Source organism: Burkholderia sp. BCC1047 (genome assembly GCF_902833155.1).
GTDB lineage: Bacteria > Pseudomonadota > Gammaproteobacteria > Burkholderiales > Burkholderiaceae > Burkholderia > Burkholderia sola.
Map to the genome: position 1 here is coordinate 17447 of NZ_CADFEH010000017.1, position 15590 is coordinate 33036.

The window sequence follows — 15590 nt, forward strand, 5'->3', positions numbered from 1 at the left end:
CGGACATCATCGATGTGCAGTTCGAAGCACTACGATGCGACCGATCCGGCACGCGGGGCGCGCCGCCCCGCGTCAATGACATGACTGACATGCATTGTCCGGGAGCTTGCGCGTTGACCACAAGCAAACCATCTCGATATTTGGCATCCCTGCAACAATATGCCGCGGGAAGCGGGGAATCGCACGGGGTGCGTCAGTGTGCCTCTTCCCAGTTCGCGCCGGCGCCCACTTCGGCGACCAGCGGCACCTTCAGCTTCGCGACGCCGCACATCATTTCCGGCAGTTTCTCGCGCACGAGCGACAACTCGCTGTCGGGCACCTCGAGCACCAGTTCATCGTGCACCTGCATGATCATCCGCGACGCAAGCCGGTCGCGCGTGAGCCAGTCGTCCACCGCGATCATCGACAGCTTGATCAGGTCGGCCGCCGTGCCCTGCATCGGTGCATTGATGGCCGCGCGCTCGGCCGCCTGGCGGCGCGGACCGTTGCCGCCGTTGATCTCCGGCAGCCACAGGCGGCGACCGAACACGGTTTCGACGTAGCCCTTCTCCTTCGCCGCCGCGCGCGTGTCTTCCATGTACTGCGCGACGCCCGGATAGCGCGTGAAATAGCGGTCGATATAGAGCTTCGCCGCGTCGCGCGTAATGCCGAGATTCGATGCGAGCCCGAACGCGCTCATCCCGTAGATGAGCCCGAAGTTGATCACCTTCGCGATCCGGCGCTGGTCGGAATTGACCTCCAGCGGCGTCACGCCGAACACCTCGGCGGCCGTCGCGCGGTGGATGTCCTCGCCTTGCGAGAACGCGCGCAGCAGCGACGCGTCGCCCGAGATGTGCGCCATGATCCGCAGTTCGATCTGCGAATAGTCGGCCGACACGATCCGGTGGCCCGGCGACGCGATGAACGCCTCGCGGATGCGCCGGCCTTCGGCCGTGCGCACCGGAATGTTCTGAAGATTGGGATCGTTCGACGCAAGGCGGCCCGTGACCGCGACGGCCTGCGCATAGTTCGTGTGCACGCGGCCGGTGCTGGGGTTCACCATCCGCGGCAGCTTGTCGGTATAGGTCGACTTCAGCTTCGACAGCCCACGATGCTCGAGCAGCAGCTTCGGCAACGGGTAGTCCTCGGCGAGCTTCTGCAGCACTTCCTCGTCGGTCGATGGCGCGCCGCTCGGCGTCTTCTTCACGACCGGCAACTGCAGCTTCTCGAAGAAGATCTGCCCGATCTGCTTCGGCGAGCCGAGATTGAATTCGCCGCCCGCCAGTTCGTACGCTTCGCCCTCGAGTTCGATCAGGCGCGTCGCGATTTCGGTGCTTTGCGCCTGCAGCAGTGCGTCGTCGATCAGCACGCCGGTGCGCTCCATCTTGCGCAGCACGAGCGACACCGGCATCTCGATCTCGCGGTACACGCGCTCGAGGCCCGGCTCGCGTGCGACCTGCGGATACAGCGCCTGGTGAAGCTGCAGCGTGATGTCCGCATCTTCGGCTGCATACGCGGCGGCCTGCTCGAGCGCCACTTCGTCGAAACCGATTTGCTTCGCACCCTTGCCGGCCACGTCCTCGTACTTGATCGTCTTGACGCCGAGATGCCGCAGCGCGAGGCTGTCCATGTCGTGCGTGCGGTGCGATTCGAGCACGTACGATTCGAGCAGCGTGTCGTGCTCGATGCCGTTCAGCGCGATGTCGTAGTTCGCGAGCACCTGTGCGTCGTACTTCAGGTGCTGGCCGACCTTCTTGCGATCGGCCGATTCGAGCCACGGCTTCAGGCGCGCGAGCACTTCGTCGAGCGGAAGCTGCTCGGGCATGTCGGGGCCGCGGTGCGCGACCGGCAGGTAGGCCGCCTTGCCCGGCTCGATCGAGAACGACAGGCCGACGAGCCGCGCGAGCATCGGATCGAGCGCGGTCGTCTCGGTGTCGAACGCGGTCAGCGCGGCCGCGTCGATCTTCGCGAACCACGCATCGAACTGTTCCCAAGTCTGGATCGTGTCGTATTCGCGCACGACGTCGGCTGCGATCACCGGAGCCGGCTCGCCTTCCGGCGCATCGGCGCCGCCGCCTTCGGCCGGTGCGCTCTCGACTTCGCGCAGCCAGGTCTTGAAGCCGTAGCGCGCGAAGATGTCGCGCAGCAGGTCGCGCGCCTCGCCGTCGCTCTTCAGCGACGCTTCGATCGAGTCGAGATGCGGTGCGAGATCGCACGCGGTGTCGACCGTCACGAGCTTGCGGCCGAGCGGCAGGAAGTCGAGCGCGCGGCGCAGGTTGTCGCCAACCACGCCCTTGATGTCGGCCGCGTGTTCGATGACGCCATCGAGGCTGTCGTATTGCGACAGCCATTTCACGGCCGTCTTCGGCCCGCATTTCTCGACGCCCGGCACGTTGTCGACGGTGTCGCCGATCAGCGCGAGGTAGTCGACGATGCGCTCGGGCGGCACGCCGAACTTCGCGAGCACGCCGTCGCGGTCGAGCGTCTCGTTGGTCATCGTGTTGACGAGCGTGACGCGGTCGGTCACGAGCTGCGCGAGGTCCTTGTCGCCGGTCGACACGATCACGTTCATCCCGTGCCGTTCGGCTTCGCGCGCGAGCGTGCCGATCACGTCGTCGGCCTCGACGCCTTCGACCATCAGCAGCGGCCAGCCGAGCGCGCGCACCGCGCCGTGGATCGGCTCGACCTGCAACGCGAGGTCGGGCGGCATCGACGGACGGTTTGCCTTATAGTCGGCATAAAGGTCGTCGCGGAACGTCTTGCCCTTTGCATCGAACACGCAAGCGCTATACTCTGCACTGACTTCCTTGCGCATACGGCGCAGCATGTTGATGATTCCGTAGAGCGCTCCGGTCGGCTCCCCGCCAGGGCCACGCAAATCAGGCATCGCATGGTAAGCCCGATACAGATAGCTCGAACCGTCAACCAATAGCAGGGTCTTACCTTCCAGATTTCGTTCTTCAGGCATTATGAACAAGAGAAAAGTGATTCCGAGTCTGCGTTCGCTCGCAGATCAAGAGCGCGCGACGGCCAAGAAGGCGCGCGCATCGTGGCAGATGTTCACGATTATGGCAGAGTTTATCGAGGCGACCGAGTACCTGTCGGAGATCCGCCCGGCTGTCAGCATCTACGGTTCTGCCCGCCTCAAACCCGACACGCCGCACTACAAGCTTGCCGCGCAGATCGCGCGCAAGCTGTCGGACGCCGGCTTCGCGGTGATCTCCGGCGGCGGCCCCGGCATCATGGAAGCCGCGAACAAGGGTGCGCACGCCGGCAAGGCGCCGTCGGTCGGCCTGAACATCGAGCTGCCGCACGAGCAGGCCGGCAACCACTATCAGGACATCTCGCTGCGCTTCCGCCACTTCTTCACGCGCAAGGTCACGTTCGTGAAGAATTCGGATGCGGTGATCGTGATGCCGGGCGGCTTCGGCACGCTCGACGAGCTGTCCGAAGTGCTCACGCTGATCCAGACGAAGAAGTCGCGCCTCGTGCCGATCATTCTCGTCGGCAGCGAGTTCTGGAAGGGGCTGCTGCAATGGTTCCGCGATCAACTGATTCCGATGGGCCTGATCAATCCGGAAGACATGGATCTGATGCAGGTGATCGACGATCCCGACCAGGTGCTCGACGCGGTGCTCGCGTTCTATGAGGACAGCGGCGAGGAAGAAGGTTCGGACGACGACGATCATCCGCCGCGCCCGGAAGAAGACCGGATGTTCTATCTGTAACCGGTGAATGACGACCGCCGGACCGCGCGGTCCGGCGGCGCGCCGGGCGCGACTTTGTAACGCGCTGTTAATACCCGTTCGCCGCCGCGCGCGGTCGAATGTCAAATCCCGCGGTTGACGTTGCGTCATGCGACGGGATCAGCCGCACCGGCGGCCCGCCACTGTCAAATGGATGGCCCTTCGCGCGCCTGCGCACAGCCAATCCTCCGTAATAATCACGACTCGCCTTTTCCGTCGCGCGGCAGCACACTGCATTCTGTCGGCGCGGCGTTCCCCCGGTGGAACGGTCCCCCTCGCTTCCATCGCGTCGCGTCGGCCTATTCATCACGACACCACGGAAAAGAACATGCAACGCTCGCTGATCGCCCTCGCTTTCGCCGGCCTCGGCCTTTCGCTGTCCGGCCTCGCTCACGCCGTCAACGTCGACGTCAACATCGGCACGCCCGCGCCGGTCGTCGTCGCACCCGCGCCCGTGGTGGTCGCTCCCGCACCGGCGGTGATCGTCGGCTGGCACGGCGACCGCTACTGGGACGGCCGCCGCTACTGGGAACGCCGCGAATGGGAAGATCATCAGCGTTATCGCGGTCATGGCGGCTATCACTGCCCGCCGGGGCACGCGAAAAAGGGCGAGTGCTGAGCGCCTGAGCGCATTCACTCGCTACGCAAGGCCGTCCGCGCGCTTCAGCGCCCGGGCGGCCTTTTGGTTTCGAGTGGCGAATCGCGAACGAAAGGCGGCTGAATCGCCCGATTACGGGTGGTAGGATTGCCCTCGTCCAAGGCCTATCCCGCCACTCATGCCGCTCATCCGAATCTGGGCCGTCGACCGCGCCCTCGCGTCCGGTATCGCCGCGCCGACCGACATTCTCACGGCCGCCAACCATATCGCATCGTCGATGCCACCATGCCGCCCGGCTACACCGTTCCGCTGGCGCGTCGAATCGCTCGGCGGGCGGCCCGTGCGCACGGCGTCCGGGCAGGTGGTTCCGGTCGACGGTGCGATCGACGGCGGCAGCGCCGCCGACGCAATCTGGCTGACCGGCCCGTTCGTCGCGGATCTCGACCGTCTGCTCGACAGGCCGGCATCGCTCGCGCCGCTATTCGACGCACTGCGCCGACAACACGCGCGCGGCACGCTGATCGCGACTTACTGCACCGGCGCGTTCCTGCTCGCGGAGGCCGGATTGCTCGACGGTCGCGTCGCCACGACGCACTGGTCGAAGGCGCCGAGCTTCCGCGCACGCTATCCGGACGTCGCGCTGCGCGCGTCGGACGTTCTCACCGAACAGGACGGCATCCTGTGCGGCGGCGCGGTCACGTCGTACCAGAATCTCGCACTGCGGGTCGTCGACAAGCTGGCAAACGCGCGCGTTGCGGCGTCGGTCGCCAGGCTCATGCTGATCGACATGAATCGCGACTCGCAGGATTCGTTCATCGACCTCGACCGGATGGGCCACCACGGTCACCACGATCCGGCCATCGCGCGCGCACAGCGCTGGATGGAAAAGCACTTGCGCGAGCCCTTCAGCCTCGCGCGACTGAGCGACCACGTCGCGATGAGCGAACGCACGCTCCATCGCCGCTTCCGGGACGCGGTGGGCGCCCCGCCGCTCAGGTATCTGCAGACGCTCAGGATCGAAGTCGCGAAACGGCTGCTCGCGGAAACGAAGCTCGCAATCGAGACCGTGTGCGAACGCGTCGGCTATGCGGACATCAGCGGTTTCCGGCAATTGTTCAAGCGCGAGACGGGCACCTCGCCGAGCGAATATCGCCGCCGCTTCGCGCGCTAGCCTCGCCTGAAACAGCCGAGACGGCTTGATGTCGGGAATGGCATCGTCGAATGGCAGTTTCGCCACTTCGCGCAGCGGGACTCGGTTCATACACTCGATTCACGTCGCCGGGCTCGCAGCGACGCCCTCTCCACCGAACCCAGGACACCATCATGCCGATGATCGATGTGACCATCCCTGACGGCGCGCTCGCGCCGCAAGCCGAAGCGCAATTGATGAACGAACTGACCGCCACGTTGATCCGCCACGAGGGGCTCGATCCCGACGATCCGCGCGTACGCGACGTGACGTGGATCTTCGTCCATCGGCCAGCGGCCGTGTATCGCGCAGGCGTCGTCGCGCCCGCGCCGATCTACCGGATCGTGCCGACGGTACCGGAAGGGCAGTACACGGACGCCACGCGCGCCGCGCTGATCGCCGACGTGACCGCCGCCGTCGCACGCGCGGAAGGCGTGCCGGCCGACGCCGTCGCGACGCGCGTGTGGGTCTTTCCGACGGAAATCGACGACGGCTGCTGGGGAAGCCGCGGCACGGTGCGCCGGCTGCCGGACATCATGGAATATTTCGGCGGCGCGACGCTGCGCGCACTCGGCGAACAGCGGCTGGCGATCAAGCGGCGCGCGGATGCGAGCCGGGTCTTCGATGCGGTGCGCGATTCGATGTCGGAAACGGCCCGGCGTGGAGCGCACGAACCGGCTGCCGACGCAACCCGCTGACGCCGGGTCAACGAAATGGCAAGCGGCCCCGCGTGACGGAAGGAAAGGCAGGCATGCCCCGGTTCGCGATTACGCCGAACATGACGACGCAAACCGCAACCCGGGCCGCCGTTCACATCACTGAAACGCCACTTCCGCAAAACTCCGCAGCTTCCGGCTATGCAGCTTGTCGAGCCCGTTCGTGCGCAGGATCTCCATCGCCTTCACGCCGATCTGCAGATGCTGGTCGACCTGCCCGCGATAGAACGTGTCGGCCATGCCCGGCAGCTTCAGCTCGCCATGCAGCGGCTTGTCCGACACGCACAGCAGCGTGCCGTACGGCACGCGGAAGCGGAAACCGTTCGCGGCGATCGTCGCGCTTTCCATGTCGAGCGCAATCGCGCGGCTCTGCGACAGCCGCTGCACGGGCTCGCGATGATCGCGCAACTCCCAGTTGCGGTTGTCGACGCTCGCGACCGTGCCCGTGCGCATCACGCGCTTCAGCTCCACACCCTCGAGCCGCGTGACCTCGGCCACGCCGCGCTCGAGTGCGAGCTGCACTTCGGCCAGCGCCGGGATCGGCACCCATAGCGGCAGGTCGGCGTCGAGCACGTGGTCTTCCCGCACGTAACCGTGCGCGAGCACGTAGTCGCCCAGGCGCTGCGTGTTGCGCAACCCCGCGCAGTGACCGAGCATCACCCACGCGTGCGGACGCAGCACCGCGATGTGATCGGTGATCGTCTTCGCGTTCGACGGGCCGACGCCGATGTTGACCATCGTGATCCCGCTGCCGTCCGCGCGCTTCAGGTGGTACGCCGGCATCTGCGGCAGGCGCGGCGGCGCGGTGCCCTCAGCCGGCTCGCCGCCGAGGTTCGCGTTGTACGTGACGACGTCGCCCGGCTCGACGAACGCGCTGTACTCGCTGCGGTACGCGCGCACCTCGGGATCGTCGCTTTCCGTCATCATCGTGCGGCCGAGCTTCACGAACTCGTCGATGTAGAACTGGTAGTTCGTGTAGAGCACGTAGTTCTGGAAATGCGTGGGCGACGTCGCCGTGTAGTGGCGCAGCCGATGCAGCGAGAAGTCGACGCGCGCGGCCGTGAACAGTGCGAGCGGATGCGGCTCGCCCGGCACCGGCTCGAACGTGCCGTTGACGATGCGGTCGTCGAGATACGACAGGTCGGGCGTATCGAAGATGTCGCGCATCGCGAGCAGGCGGTCACGATCGAGCTCGCCCTCGAGATGGATGCCTTCCGGAAACGCGAAATGGATCGGAATCGGCTGCGACGACACGCCGATCTCGATCTTGACATGGTGGTTCTTCGCCAGCAGGCGCAGTTGCTCGCGGTAGTAGTTCGCGAAGAGATCGGGGCGCGTGACCGTCGTCTCGAATACGCCGGGCCCCGCGACGAAGCCGTACGAGCGGCGCGAATCGACGTGCGTGTTGACGTCGGTGCGGATCCGCACGAACGGATAGCACGCGCGCACGTGCTCGGTGATCGCTTCGTGGCGGCGATAGCGCGCAAATGCATCGCGCAGGAAACCCGTATTCGTGTCGTAAATGGCGGACAGCCGCGCGACGGCAGCGATCGGATCGTCGAAAGCCTCGATCGACGGGCTTTCGGGCGACAGCACACGGTGCCGGCGGCTCAAATCGTTCTTCATTTTCATCACCTCGTCAGATCCGACGACATTACCACGGAACCCGGTCGCCTTTATGGCCACCCCTGCGCACACCGGGGCCGGATGGCGCGCAGTATTTGCTAAAATCGGTAGGTTCACTGGAGACTCATCATGAAGCCGCTCATTTTCGTCGCCGCTGCCGTCGCGTTTGCCGCCGCCAGCGTCGCTCATGCCGCCGGCGGCACGCCTGACGCCGACGCGCAGGCCCGGGCCGAGGCCAACGAAGCCGCCGGCCTGCCCGATCTCCGCAAGATCAACCGGCCGGGCGCCGAAGTCACGTCGAAAGTGGACTTCGCCGACATCCGCCGCACGCCGAGCTTCCACGAAAAGAGCAAGAACGGCACCGAAGTCACCGAGTACCGCGATCGCGGCAAGCCGGTCGAGATCGACGTGAAGTCGAACTTCGGCACGCGCTACCAGATGAGCTCGACGCCCGACACGTCGCCGAAGCCGCACGACGCGGGCGTCCCGATCACGCGCCTGCCGTCGCTGAACCTGCGCTACTGATTCCGAGGCGCCGCGTCCCGACCGCGCCGCGCCGCCCCTTCACCTGCTGTCGCGCCGCACGCCGCCCGCGTGCCGACACCCTGACCTGACGCATCCCGCATGGCCGTTTTCACCGCTGTTTCCGACTCCGATCTCGCGCAATGGATGCGCCACTACGAACTGGGCGACGTGCTTGCGTTCCGCGGCATTCCGTCCGGTATCGAAAACAGCAATTTCTTCCTGACGACGACGCGCGGCGAATACGTCCTCACGATCTTCGAAAAGCTCACGGCGCAGCAGTTGCCGTTCTACCTCGACCTGATGCGCCACCTGGCCGCCCACGGCGTGCCGGTGCCGGATCCGGTCCCGCGTGACGACGGCGCGTTGTTCGGCGAACTGCACGGCAAGCCGGCCGCGATCGTCACGAAGCTCGACGGCGCGGCCGAACTCGCACCCGGAGTCGAACACTGCATCGAGGTCGGGCAGATGCTCGCGCGCCTGCACCTCGCGGGCCGCGACTATCCGCGCAGCCAGCCGAACCTCCGCAGCCTGCCGTGGTGGCAAGAGAACGTGCCGGCGATCGTGCCGTTCATCACGGACGCGCAACGCACGCTGCTCGAAGGCGAACTCGCACACCAGGCCGGCTTCTTCGCGTCGGGCGACTATGCGGCGCTGCCGGCCGGCCCATGCCATTGCGACCTGTTCCGCGACAACGTGCTGTTCGCGCACGCGGCGCCCGGCACCGGCCACGACGTGCGGCTCGGCGGCTTCTTCGACTTCTATTTCGCGGGCTGCGACAAGTGGCTGTTCGACGTCGCGGTCACCGTCAACGACTGGTGCGTCGACCTCGCGACCGGCGTGCTCGACGTCGCGCGCGCCGATGCATTGCTGCGCGCGTACCAGACGGTCCGGCCGTTCACGGCCGAGGAACGCCGCCACTGGAGCGACATGCTGCGCGCGGGCGCGTACCGCTTCTGGGTGTCGCGCCTGTACGACTTCTACCTGCCGCGCGCGGCCGAGATGCTCAAGCCGCACGACCCCGGCCATTTCGAACGCATCCTGCGTGAGCGTATCGCGCATACGCCCGCGCTTCCCGAGATCCAAACCGCATGCAACTGATCGAAGTGCCCGCGAAAACGGGCTATGTCTGGTTCCGTCAAGGCATCTGGCTGTTCCGCCGGAATCCGCTCGCGTTCATCACGCTGTTCTTCACGTATCTGCTCGCGATCACGCTGGTGTCGATGGTGCCCGTGATCGGCTCCGCGCTGCCGCTGGTGTTCATTCCCGGCATCGCGGTCGGTTTCATGGCCGCGTGCCGCGACACGGTGGCCGGCAAGACCGTGATGCCGACGATCCTCGTCGACGGCTTTCGCTCGTACGGCACCGTCGCGACCCAGCGGCTGCTCGTGCTCGGCGTGATCTACGTCGCGTCGATGGTGCTGGTGTTCGCCGCGTCGTCGCTCGTGGACGGCGGCGCGCTGTTCCACGTGATGATGGGCGCGGCCGACGAAGCGAACACGACGCCCGAGACGCTCGCCGCGCAAGGCACGCTGGGCGCGCTGTTCTTCGCGACGCTGCTCTATCTGCCGATCGCGATGCTGTTCTGGTTCGCGCCGGTGCTGGTCGCGTGGCATGACGTTCCGCCCGCGAAGGCGCTGTTCTTCAGCGTCGTCAGTTGCTGGCGCAATCGCGGCGCGTTCGTCGTGTACGGCGTGCTGTGGTTCGCCGTCGCGCTCGGCACGTCGCTCGCGCTGTCGCTGCTGCTGCAGGCGCTCGGCGCCGGCGCGTATGCGCTGACGATCATGATGCCGGTGACGATCATCATCGTCACGATGCTGTACTGCTCGTTCTATGCGACCTATCGCGGCTGCTTCGGCGTGCAGGAACCGGGCGCGACGACGACGATGTCGGGCCGCTGACTCTCTCCCGGCCGGCGCGCGTCGTCAGCCGCCGGCCGCCGCGCTGTTTCCCGCACCGGGTCGTCGCCCCGCGTGCTTCTGATCTCTCCCTTTTCCGGTATCCAAAGCTTCGGGCGCCTCTGTTCAACCCGATCTTTTGCGCGCAAAATAATTTGCGTACAAATCGTTCGCGCATCCGACGCGCTTCCCGAATCATGGATCGCCTGCCTCCGCTGCCCCAGACGCTCGACGAGCAACTCTGCTTCGCGCTTTACTCGACTTCGCACGCGATGACGAAGGCGTACAAGCCGCTGCTCGACAAGCTGTCGCTGACCTATCCCCAATATCTCGCGATGCTCGTGCTGTGGGAGCGCGACGACCTGGCCGTAAAGGACATCGCCGCGCGGCTCGACCTCGATCCGGCCACGGTCACGCCGCTGCTCAAGCGACTGGAAGCGCTCGGCTACGTCGAGCGCGTGCGCAGCGCGGCGGACGAACGCGTCGTCAACGTGCGCGTGACGCCGGAAGGCCGTGCGCTGAAGGACCGCGCGCGCTCGGTGCCCGCCGACCTCTTTTGCGCGATGCAACAGACACCCGACTTCCTGATCAGGCTGCGCGCCGATCTCCAGCAGTTGCGCGACGCGTTGTCGGTGGGCAACGAACGCTGACGCTCGCACGCTGAAACTCGGACCGACCTACCCGGCGCCACCGGGTTTTTCTTTAAAATTTAATTTGCACACTAATCATTTGTGTTCTATATTCTGGTCATGGCCGGCGACATCCCGTCCAACCGGACCGCTTTCTCCCTCTCTTCCCGACAGGAGCTGCACGATGAACATTCTGTACAAGACCAGCGCCACGAGCACGGGCGGCCGCGACGGCCGCGCGGTATCCGCCGACCACAAGCTGGAAGTGAAGCTGGCCGCGCCGCGCGAACTCGGCGGCACGGGTGCGGAAGGCACGAATCCGGAGCAACTGTTTGCCGCAGGTTACTCGGCCTGTTTCCTGAGCGCGATGAAATTCGTCGCGGGCCAGAACAAGCAGACGCTGCCGGCCGATACGCAAGTCACCGCGGAAGTGGGCATCGGCCCGAACGACGCAGGCGGCTTCGGGCTCGACATCGAGCTGCGCGTGTCGCTGCCGGGGCTGGACAAGAACGACGCGCAAACGCTGGTCGACAAGGCGCACCACGTGTGCCCGTATTCGAACGCCACGCGCAACAACGTGCCGGTGCGCCTGACGGTCGTCTGACGCGACGCAGGTTGCGGCTTCAGCAGAGTACAAAAAGGGCGCGTGCGGCTCCATGCCGCACGCGCCCTTTTGCGCGATTCGTCGAAATGGCGGGCCGGCAGGCCCGCGTGCGCCGCTTAGCGCGCGCCGATCGAATACGGACGGTTCATTGCCGCGTCGCGATCGATCTTGCGCATGCGGAATTCGAGATCGTAGATGTCGGTGGCTTCGGCCAGGTACGCGTCGGCGCGCTCTTTCGCGGCCTTTTCAGCGTTCTTGGTCAGCATCAGGAAGAGGTGGCTCAGCAGGTACATGGTCGATCTCGCTGTTCAAAGGTTCTGGACTAGGGTTTTCCCGAATTATAGGGAAAACCCTAGTCTTTGACCAGCGTCGATCAAACGGTGCGTCGTTCGGTCGCCACAGTGCGGCGATGGGCTTCGAAAAAAGCCCAGATCATCGCGCTGGCGTCGGGGCCGATCGCCGCGTGAAACGGCACGGCTTCGTCGCCGCCGGCCCACGCGTGATCGAGCCCTTTCACGTGGCACAGCCGCACGACCGGCTCGCCGTCGCGGCACACGTCGGTAATCTGGACGCCCGTTTTGCGCGTCTCGACGCGCTCGCCGCCGCGCAGCGCGCCCCGGCTGTCGGCGAGCCCGTTCAGGCGCATGAACTGGACGGTCAACTGATCGGCATTCTTCGGCGCGACGACATGATCGCCGTCGCCCTGGACGATCAGCGCGGGCATGCCCGGATACGCGCCGGCATCGACCAGCGCGTCGACCGCCGCGGCCGGGTTCTGCCGCAGCCCGCGGCGCATCACGTCCATCGCGGTGATGCCGGAATTCGCTTCGCCGAGCGCGGGGCCCGAGTGCAACGCGACCGCCGCGAAACGGTCCGGGTGATGCAGCGCAAGCAGCGATGCGAGCCCCGCGCCGGCCGACAGCCCGGCGACGTAGACGCGCGACGCGTCGAAGCCGTGCTCGTCGACCAGCGCGTCGACCAGCGCCGCCACCGTGTCCGCCTCGCCGCGCCCCGCGCGGTCGGTGTCTTCATACCAGTGCCAGCATCCATGCGCGTGCGCGCGCGGCGACTGTTCCGGATACAGCACCGCGAAGCCGTGCTTGTCGGCCAGCAGGTTCATTCGCGTGCCCTGCGCGAATTCGTCCGCCGACTGCTGGCACCCGTGCAGCATCACGACGAGCGGCATCGCGCCACGCCGGCGGCCGGGCGGTACGTAAAGCCCGTACGCGAGATTCTGGACGAGGCGGCCGAGCGCGGGCGCCATCGGATGTTCGCCGCGCGTCCACTCGCCCGCCGCCCACGCGGCAGCGCGCGGCCGCACACGCGATTCGCGAGGCGGGGACGGATCGGACACGGCGGGAGAGGCCGCGGCCTCGAGTGCGTCGCGCGTGATGCGCTGCGCATCGCGCGCCGCGCGCTTGGCGGCCGGGGACAGCATGCGTTTCATGCCGCCCAGCCACACCTTGGTCAGACTTTTGGTCATCGATCGGGCTCGCAGTCAGGAAAAATAGGGGCGCGATGAAGGCGCCGCAACGGATGCATCGTTTGACTTTGTGCAATGCACCATAACATTGTTTCCAGGATTTTTCCTGCTCGCCGAGCGCGCCCGGCAGCGCAAAAAACGGGCCTCATGCGGACGCGGCGCTATACTGGGGTTTCGTCGCTTGTATCCGTTGTAGTCGTTCTTCCCGGCTCGCGCGTTGATTTAAGCATTGTCCCCGCCTTCGTTCGTCCCCTTCCCGATGTTCGACCTGCCCGCTCACCTGTGGATCATGATCACCGCGTTCGGCGGCGCCGGCCTGACGTTGCCGCTCGCGATCACGATAGCCGTCTGGCTCGCGCTCGGCTACTCGTGGCAGCGCGCGGCCGCGTGGCTCGGCGTGCTCGCGGCCGCGATCGGCGTGGTGGCGCTCACGAAGATCGCGTTCCTCGGCTGGGGCATCGGCATCCGCGCGTGGGATTTCACCGGGTTCAGCGGCCATGCGATGCTGTCGACGTCGGTGTACCCGGTCGCGATTTTCCTCGCGCTGATCCGCACGCGCACGCCGGTGCGGATCGCCGGCATCGCGCTCGGGCTGGCGGCCGGCGTCGCGGTCGGCGTGTCGCGGGTCGCGCTCGACGCGCATTCGCCGTCCGAATCGATCACCGGCTGCATCGTCGGCGCGATCGCCGCGCTCGCGTTCATCGCCGGCTCGTGGCGCGCGGCGCCGCACCGCTGGTCGGTGCCGGCGGTCGTCGCGAGCCTCGCGCTCGTCACCGTCGCGCTGCACGGCCTCACGGTGCCGTCGCATCGCTGGGTCACCAAGGTCGCGCTGGAACTGTCGGGCCACGAGCGCCCGTTCGTCCGCGCGCGCTGGAAGGCCAATCCGAACTACCATCCCGCGTCGCAGCCGTCGTCGCTGCAGCGCACCGAATCGGCGCCGCCTGTGCTTCACGCGTGACCGGCCGCCCGTTTTCACCGCCCGTTTTCACCGCCCGTTTTCACGTCTGATCTTCACGTCTGATCATTTCATGCGCACCGCCGCATGAGCAGTATGTCGAGCGTTATAACCCGCCCTATATTACGATGACGGTTTCCACCCATTCACGACGAACTCCCATGCGCTCAACCGTCCGTCCGCTTCGCCGCGCCCTGCTTCGCTTGCTGCCGATCGCCACGCTCGCCGCCGGGATCGCGCTCAACGCGCCCGCTTGCGCCGCCGACGAACTGGTCGTGTCGGCGGCCGCCAGCCTGACGAACGCGTTCAAGGCCGTCGGCGACGCGTACGAGAAGCAGCATCCGGACACCAGGGTGCTGTTCAACTTCGGCGCATCGGACGTGCTGATGCAGCAGATCGCCAAGGGCGCGCCGGCCGACGTGTTCGCGTCGGCCGACCAGAAGGCGATGGATCGGGCGGTGAACGAGAAGGTGATCGTGCCCGGCACGCGCCGCGATTTCGCGGCGAACTCGCTCGTGCTGATCGTGCCGGCGGACAGCCGCGCGGCCGCGCCGACGTCGCTGAACGACCTGACCGCGCCCGGCGTGAAGCGCATCGCGTACGGCGACCCGGCGTCGGTGCCGGTCGGCCGCTACACCGAGGGCGCGCTGCGCACGGCCGGCGTGTGGGACGCGGTCAGCGCGAAGGGCGTGCTGGCCGCCAACGTGCGCCAGAGCCTCGACTACGTCGCGCGCGGCGAGGTCGACGCGGGCTTCGTGTTCGGCACCGACGCGGCGATCATGCCGGGCCGCGTGAAGATCGCGCTGACGGTGCCGACCCAGACGGCCATCACCTACCCGATCGCCGTGGTCAAGGACAGCCGCCACGCCGCGCAGGCGCAGTCGTTCATCGATTTCGTCGCGTCGCCGCAGGGCCAGGCCGTGCTGTCGACGTTCGGCTTCAAGCCCGCCAAGTGAGCGAATCTCGATGCAAGACGCCTGGGTCCCGCTGCTGCTGTCGCTGAAGGTTGCCGGCTGGGCGACCGCGCTCGACATCGTGCTCGGCGTCGCGGCCGCGTTCATGCTCGCGCGCTGGCGCTCGCCGCTGCGCGACGTCGTCGATTCCGTGCTGACGCTGCCGCTCGTGCTGCCGCCGACGGTGCTCGGCTATTACCTGCTCGTGCTGCTCGGCCGGCGCGGCGTGTTCGGCGCGTGGCTCGACAGGTTCGGCATCGAACTGGTGTTCACGTGGCAAGGCGCGGTAATCGCGTCGATGGTCGTCGCGTTTCCGCTGATCCTGAAATCGGCGCGCGCGGCGTTCGAGGGCGTCGATCCGCATATCGAGCGCGCCGCGCGCACGCTCGGGCTCGGCGAAGCCGCGGTGTTCTTCCGCGTGACGCTGCCGCTCGCCGCGCGCGGGATTCTCGCCGGGGCGCTGCTCGCGTTCGCGCGCGCGCTCGGCGAATTCGGCGCGACGCTGATGATCGCCGGCAACCTGCCCGGTCGCACGCAGACGCTGTCGGTCGCGATCTACGCGGCCGTGCAGGCCGGCGACGACAACACGGCCAACTTCCTCGTGCTGGTGACGTCGATCACCTGCGTGCTCGTGCTGCTCGCGACCGGCTGGCTCGTGCCGTCGCGCGCCCGGCGGAGCCAGCTGACTTGAC

16 protein-coding genes are annotated in these 15590 nt (G+C 66.8%); 12 read left to right on the forward strand and 4 right to left on the reverse strand.

Translation table 11 applies throughout. The features are described 5' to 3' along the window. Positions 1-193: 193 nt before the first annotated feature. Entirely contained in the window at positions 194-2947 is a 2754-nt protein-coding gene (gene polA / locus HWX55_RS18450; protein ID WP_175976756.1) for a DNA polymerase I, read from the reverse strand. A gap of 1 nt (position 2948) precedes the next feature. On the opposite strand from polA, the gene HWX55_RS18455 reads away from it, so the two are divergent. From HWX55_RS18455 to HWX55_RS18470, 4 genes are all read left to right on the forward strand, one after another. After that, positions 2949-3707 carry a TIGR00730 family Rossman fold protein gene (locus tag HWX55_RS18455; RefSeq protein ID WP_175976757.1) on the forward strand — a complete coding sequence of 253 codons (759 nt, stop codon included), beginning with the start codon at positions 2949-2951 and terminating at the stop codon, positions 3705-3707. A 346-nt stretch (positions 3708-4053) separates the two neighbouring features. Beyond that, positions 4054-4344, forward strand: a complete 291-nt coding sequence (locus HWX55_RS18460) for a hypothetical protein (protein ID WP_027782548.1) — start codon at positions 4054-4056, stop codon at positions 4342-4344. 157 nt (positions 4345-4501) lie between these two features. Further along, positions 4502-5494 carry a helix-turn-helix domain-containing protein gene (locus HWX55_RS18465; RefSeq protein WP_175976758.1) on the forward strand — a complete coding sequence of 331 codons (993 nt, stop codon included), beginning with the start codon at positions 4502-4504 and terminating at the stop codon, positions 5492-5494. Positions 5495-5646: 152 nt separating this feature from the next. Continuing rightward, positions 5647-6210 (forward strand): tautomerase family protein, encoded by a 564-nt coding sequence (locus tag HWX55_RS18470; protein WP_175976759.1) that lies wholly within the window; start codon positions 5647-5649, stop codon positions 6208-6210. A gap of 117 nt (positions 6211-6327) precedes the next feature. Here HWX55_RS18470 and HWX55_RS18475 read toward each other — a convergent pair whose 3' ends face one another. Beyond that, entirely contained in the window at positions 6328-7854 is a 1527-nt protein-coding gene (locus HWX55_RS18475) for an AMP nucleosidase (protein ID WP_175976760.1), read from the reverse strand. Positions 7855-7983: 129 nt separating this feature from the next. Here HWX55_RS18475 and HWX55_RS18480 point away from each other — a divergent pair, with 129 nt between their 5' ends. The 5 genes from HWX55_RS18480 (at position 7984) to HWX55_RS18500 (ending at position 11507) form a co-directional block, all read left to right on the forward strand. Next, positions 7984-8379 carry a hypothetical protein gene (locus HWX55_RS18480; RefSeq protein ID WP_027782546.1) on the forward strand — a complete coding sequence of 132 codons (396 nt, stop codon included), beginning with the start codon at positions 7984-7986 and terminating at the stop codon, positions 8377-8379. A 99-nt stretch (positions 8380-8478) separates the two neighbouring features. Beyond that, positions 8479-9477: a homoserine kinase gene (locus tag HWX55_RS18485; protein ID WP_175976761.1), complete on the forward strand. Its 999-nt coding sequence runs from the start codon at positions 8479-8481 to the stop codon at positions 9475-9477. Continuing rightward, positions 9468-10277 (forward strand): BPSS1780 family membrane protein, encoded by an 810-nt coding sequence (locus HWX55_RS18490; RefSeq protein WP_175976762.1) that lies wholly within the window; start codon positions 9468-9470, stop codon positions 10275-10277. Before HWX55_RS18485 ends, HWX55_RS18490 begins: the two co-directional genes overlap by 10 nt. 194 nt (positions 10278-10471) lie before the next feature. Then, on the forward strand, positions 10472-10924 hold the full coding sequence (locus HWX55_RS18495; RefSeq protein WP_175976763.1) for a MarR family transcriptional regulator: 453 nt from the start codon (positions 10472-10474) through the stop codon (positions 10922-10924). Between the two features lie 163 nt (positions 10925-11087). Further along, entirely contained in the window at positions 11088-11507 is a 420-nt protein-coding gene (locus HWX55_RS18500) for an organic hydroperoxide resistance protein (RefSeq protein WP_050011354.1), read from the forward strand. A 116-nt stretch (positions 11508-11623) separates the two neighbouring features. Here HWX55_RS18500 and HWX55_RS18505 read toward each other — a convergent pair whose 3' ends face one another. Further along, positions 11624-11800 carry a DUF3563 family protein gene (locus tag HWX55_RS18505; RefSeq protein WP_069618521.1) on the reverse strand — a complete coding sequence of 59 codons (177 nt, stop codon included), beginning with the start codon at positions 11798-11800 and terminating at the stop codon, positions 11624-11626. A gap of 80 nt (positions 11801-11880) precedes the next feature. After that, positions 11881-12990, reverse strand: a complete 1110-nt coding sequence (locus HWX55_RS18510; RefSeq protein ID WP_175976764.1) for a PHB depolymerase family esterase — start codon at positions 12988-12990, stop codon at positions 11881-11883. Positions 12991-13249: 259 nt separating this feature from the next. Here HWX55_RS18510 and HWX55_RS18515 point away from each other — a divergent pair, with 259 nt between their 5' ends. The 3 genes from HWX55_RS18515 (at position 13250) to modB (ending at position 15589) form a co-directional block, all read left to right on the forward strand. Beyond that, positions 13250-13948: a phosphatase PAP2 family protein gene (locus HWX55_RS18515; RefSeq protein WP_050011356.1), complete on the forward strand. Its 699-nt coding sequence runs from the start codon at positions 13250-13252 to the stop codon at positions 13946-13948. A gap of 158 nt (positions 13949-14106) precedes the next feature. After that, complete coding sequence (gene modA, locus HWX55_RS18520) at positions 14107-14901, forward strand: molybdate ABC transporter substrate-binding protein (protein ID WP_175976765.1); 795 nt, start codon at positions 14107-14109, stop codon at positions 14899-14901. A 10-nt stretch (positions 14902-14911) separates the two neighbouring features. Next, a complete protein-coding gene (gene modB, locus HWX55_RS18525; RefSeq protein ID WP_175976766.1) occupies positions 14912-15589 on the forward strand; it encodes a molybdate ABC transporter permease subunit in 678 nt (225 codons plus the stop codon). The last annotated feature ends 1 nt before the right edge of the window (position 15590 follow it).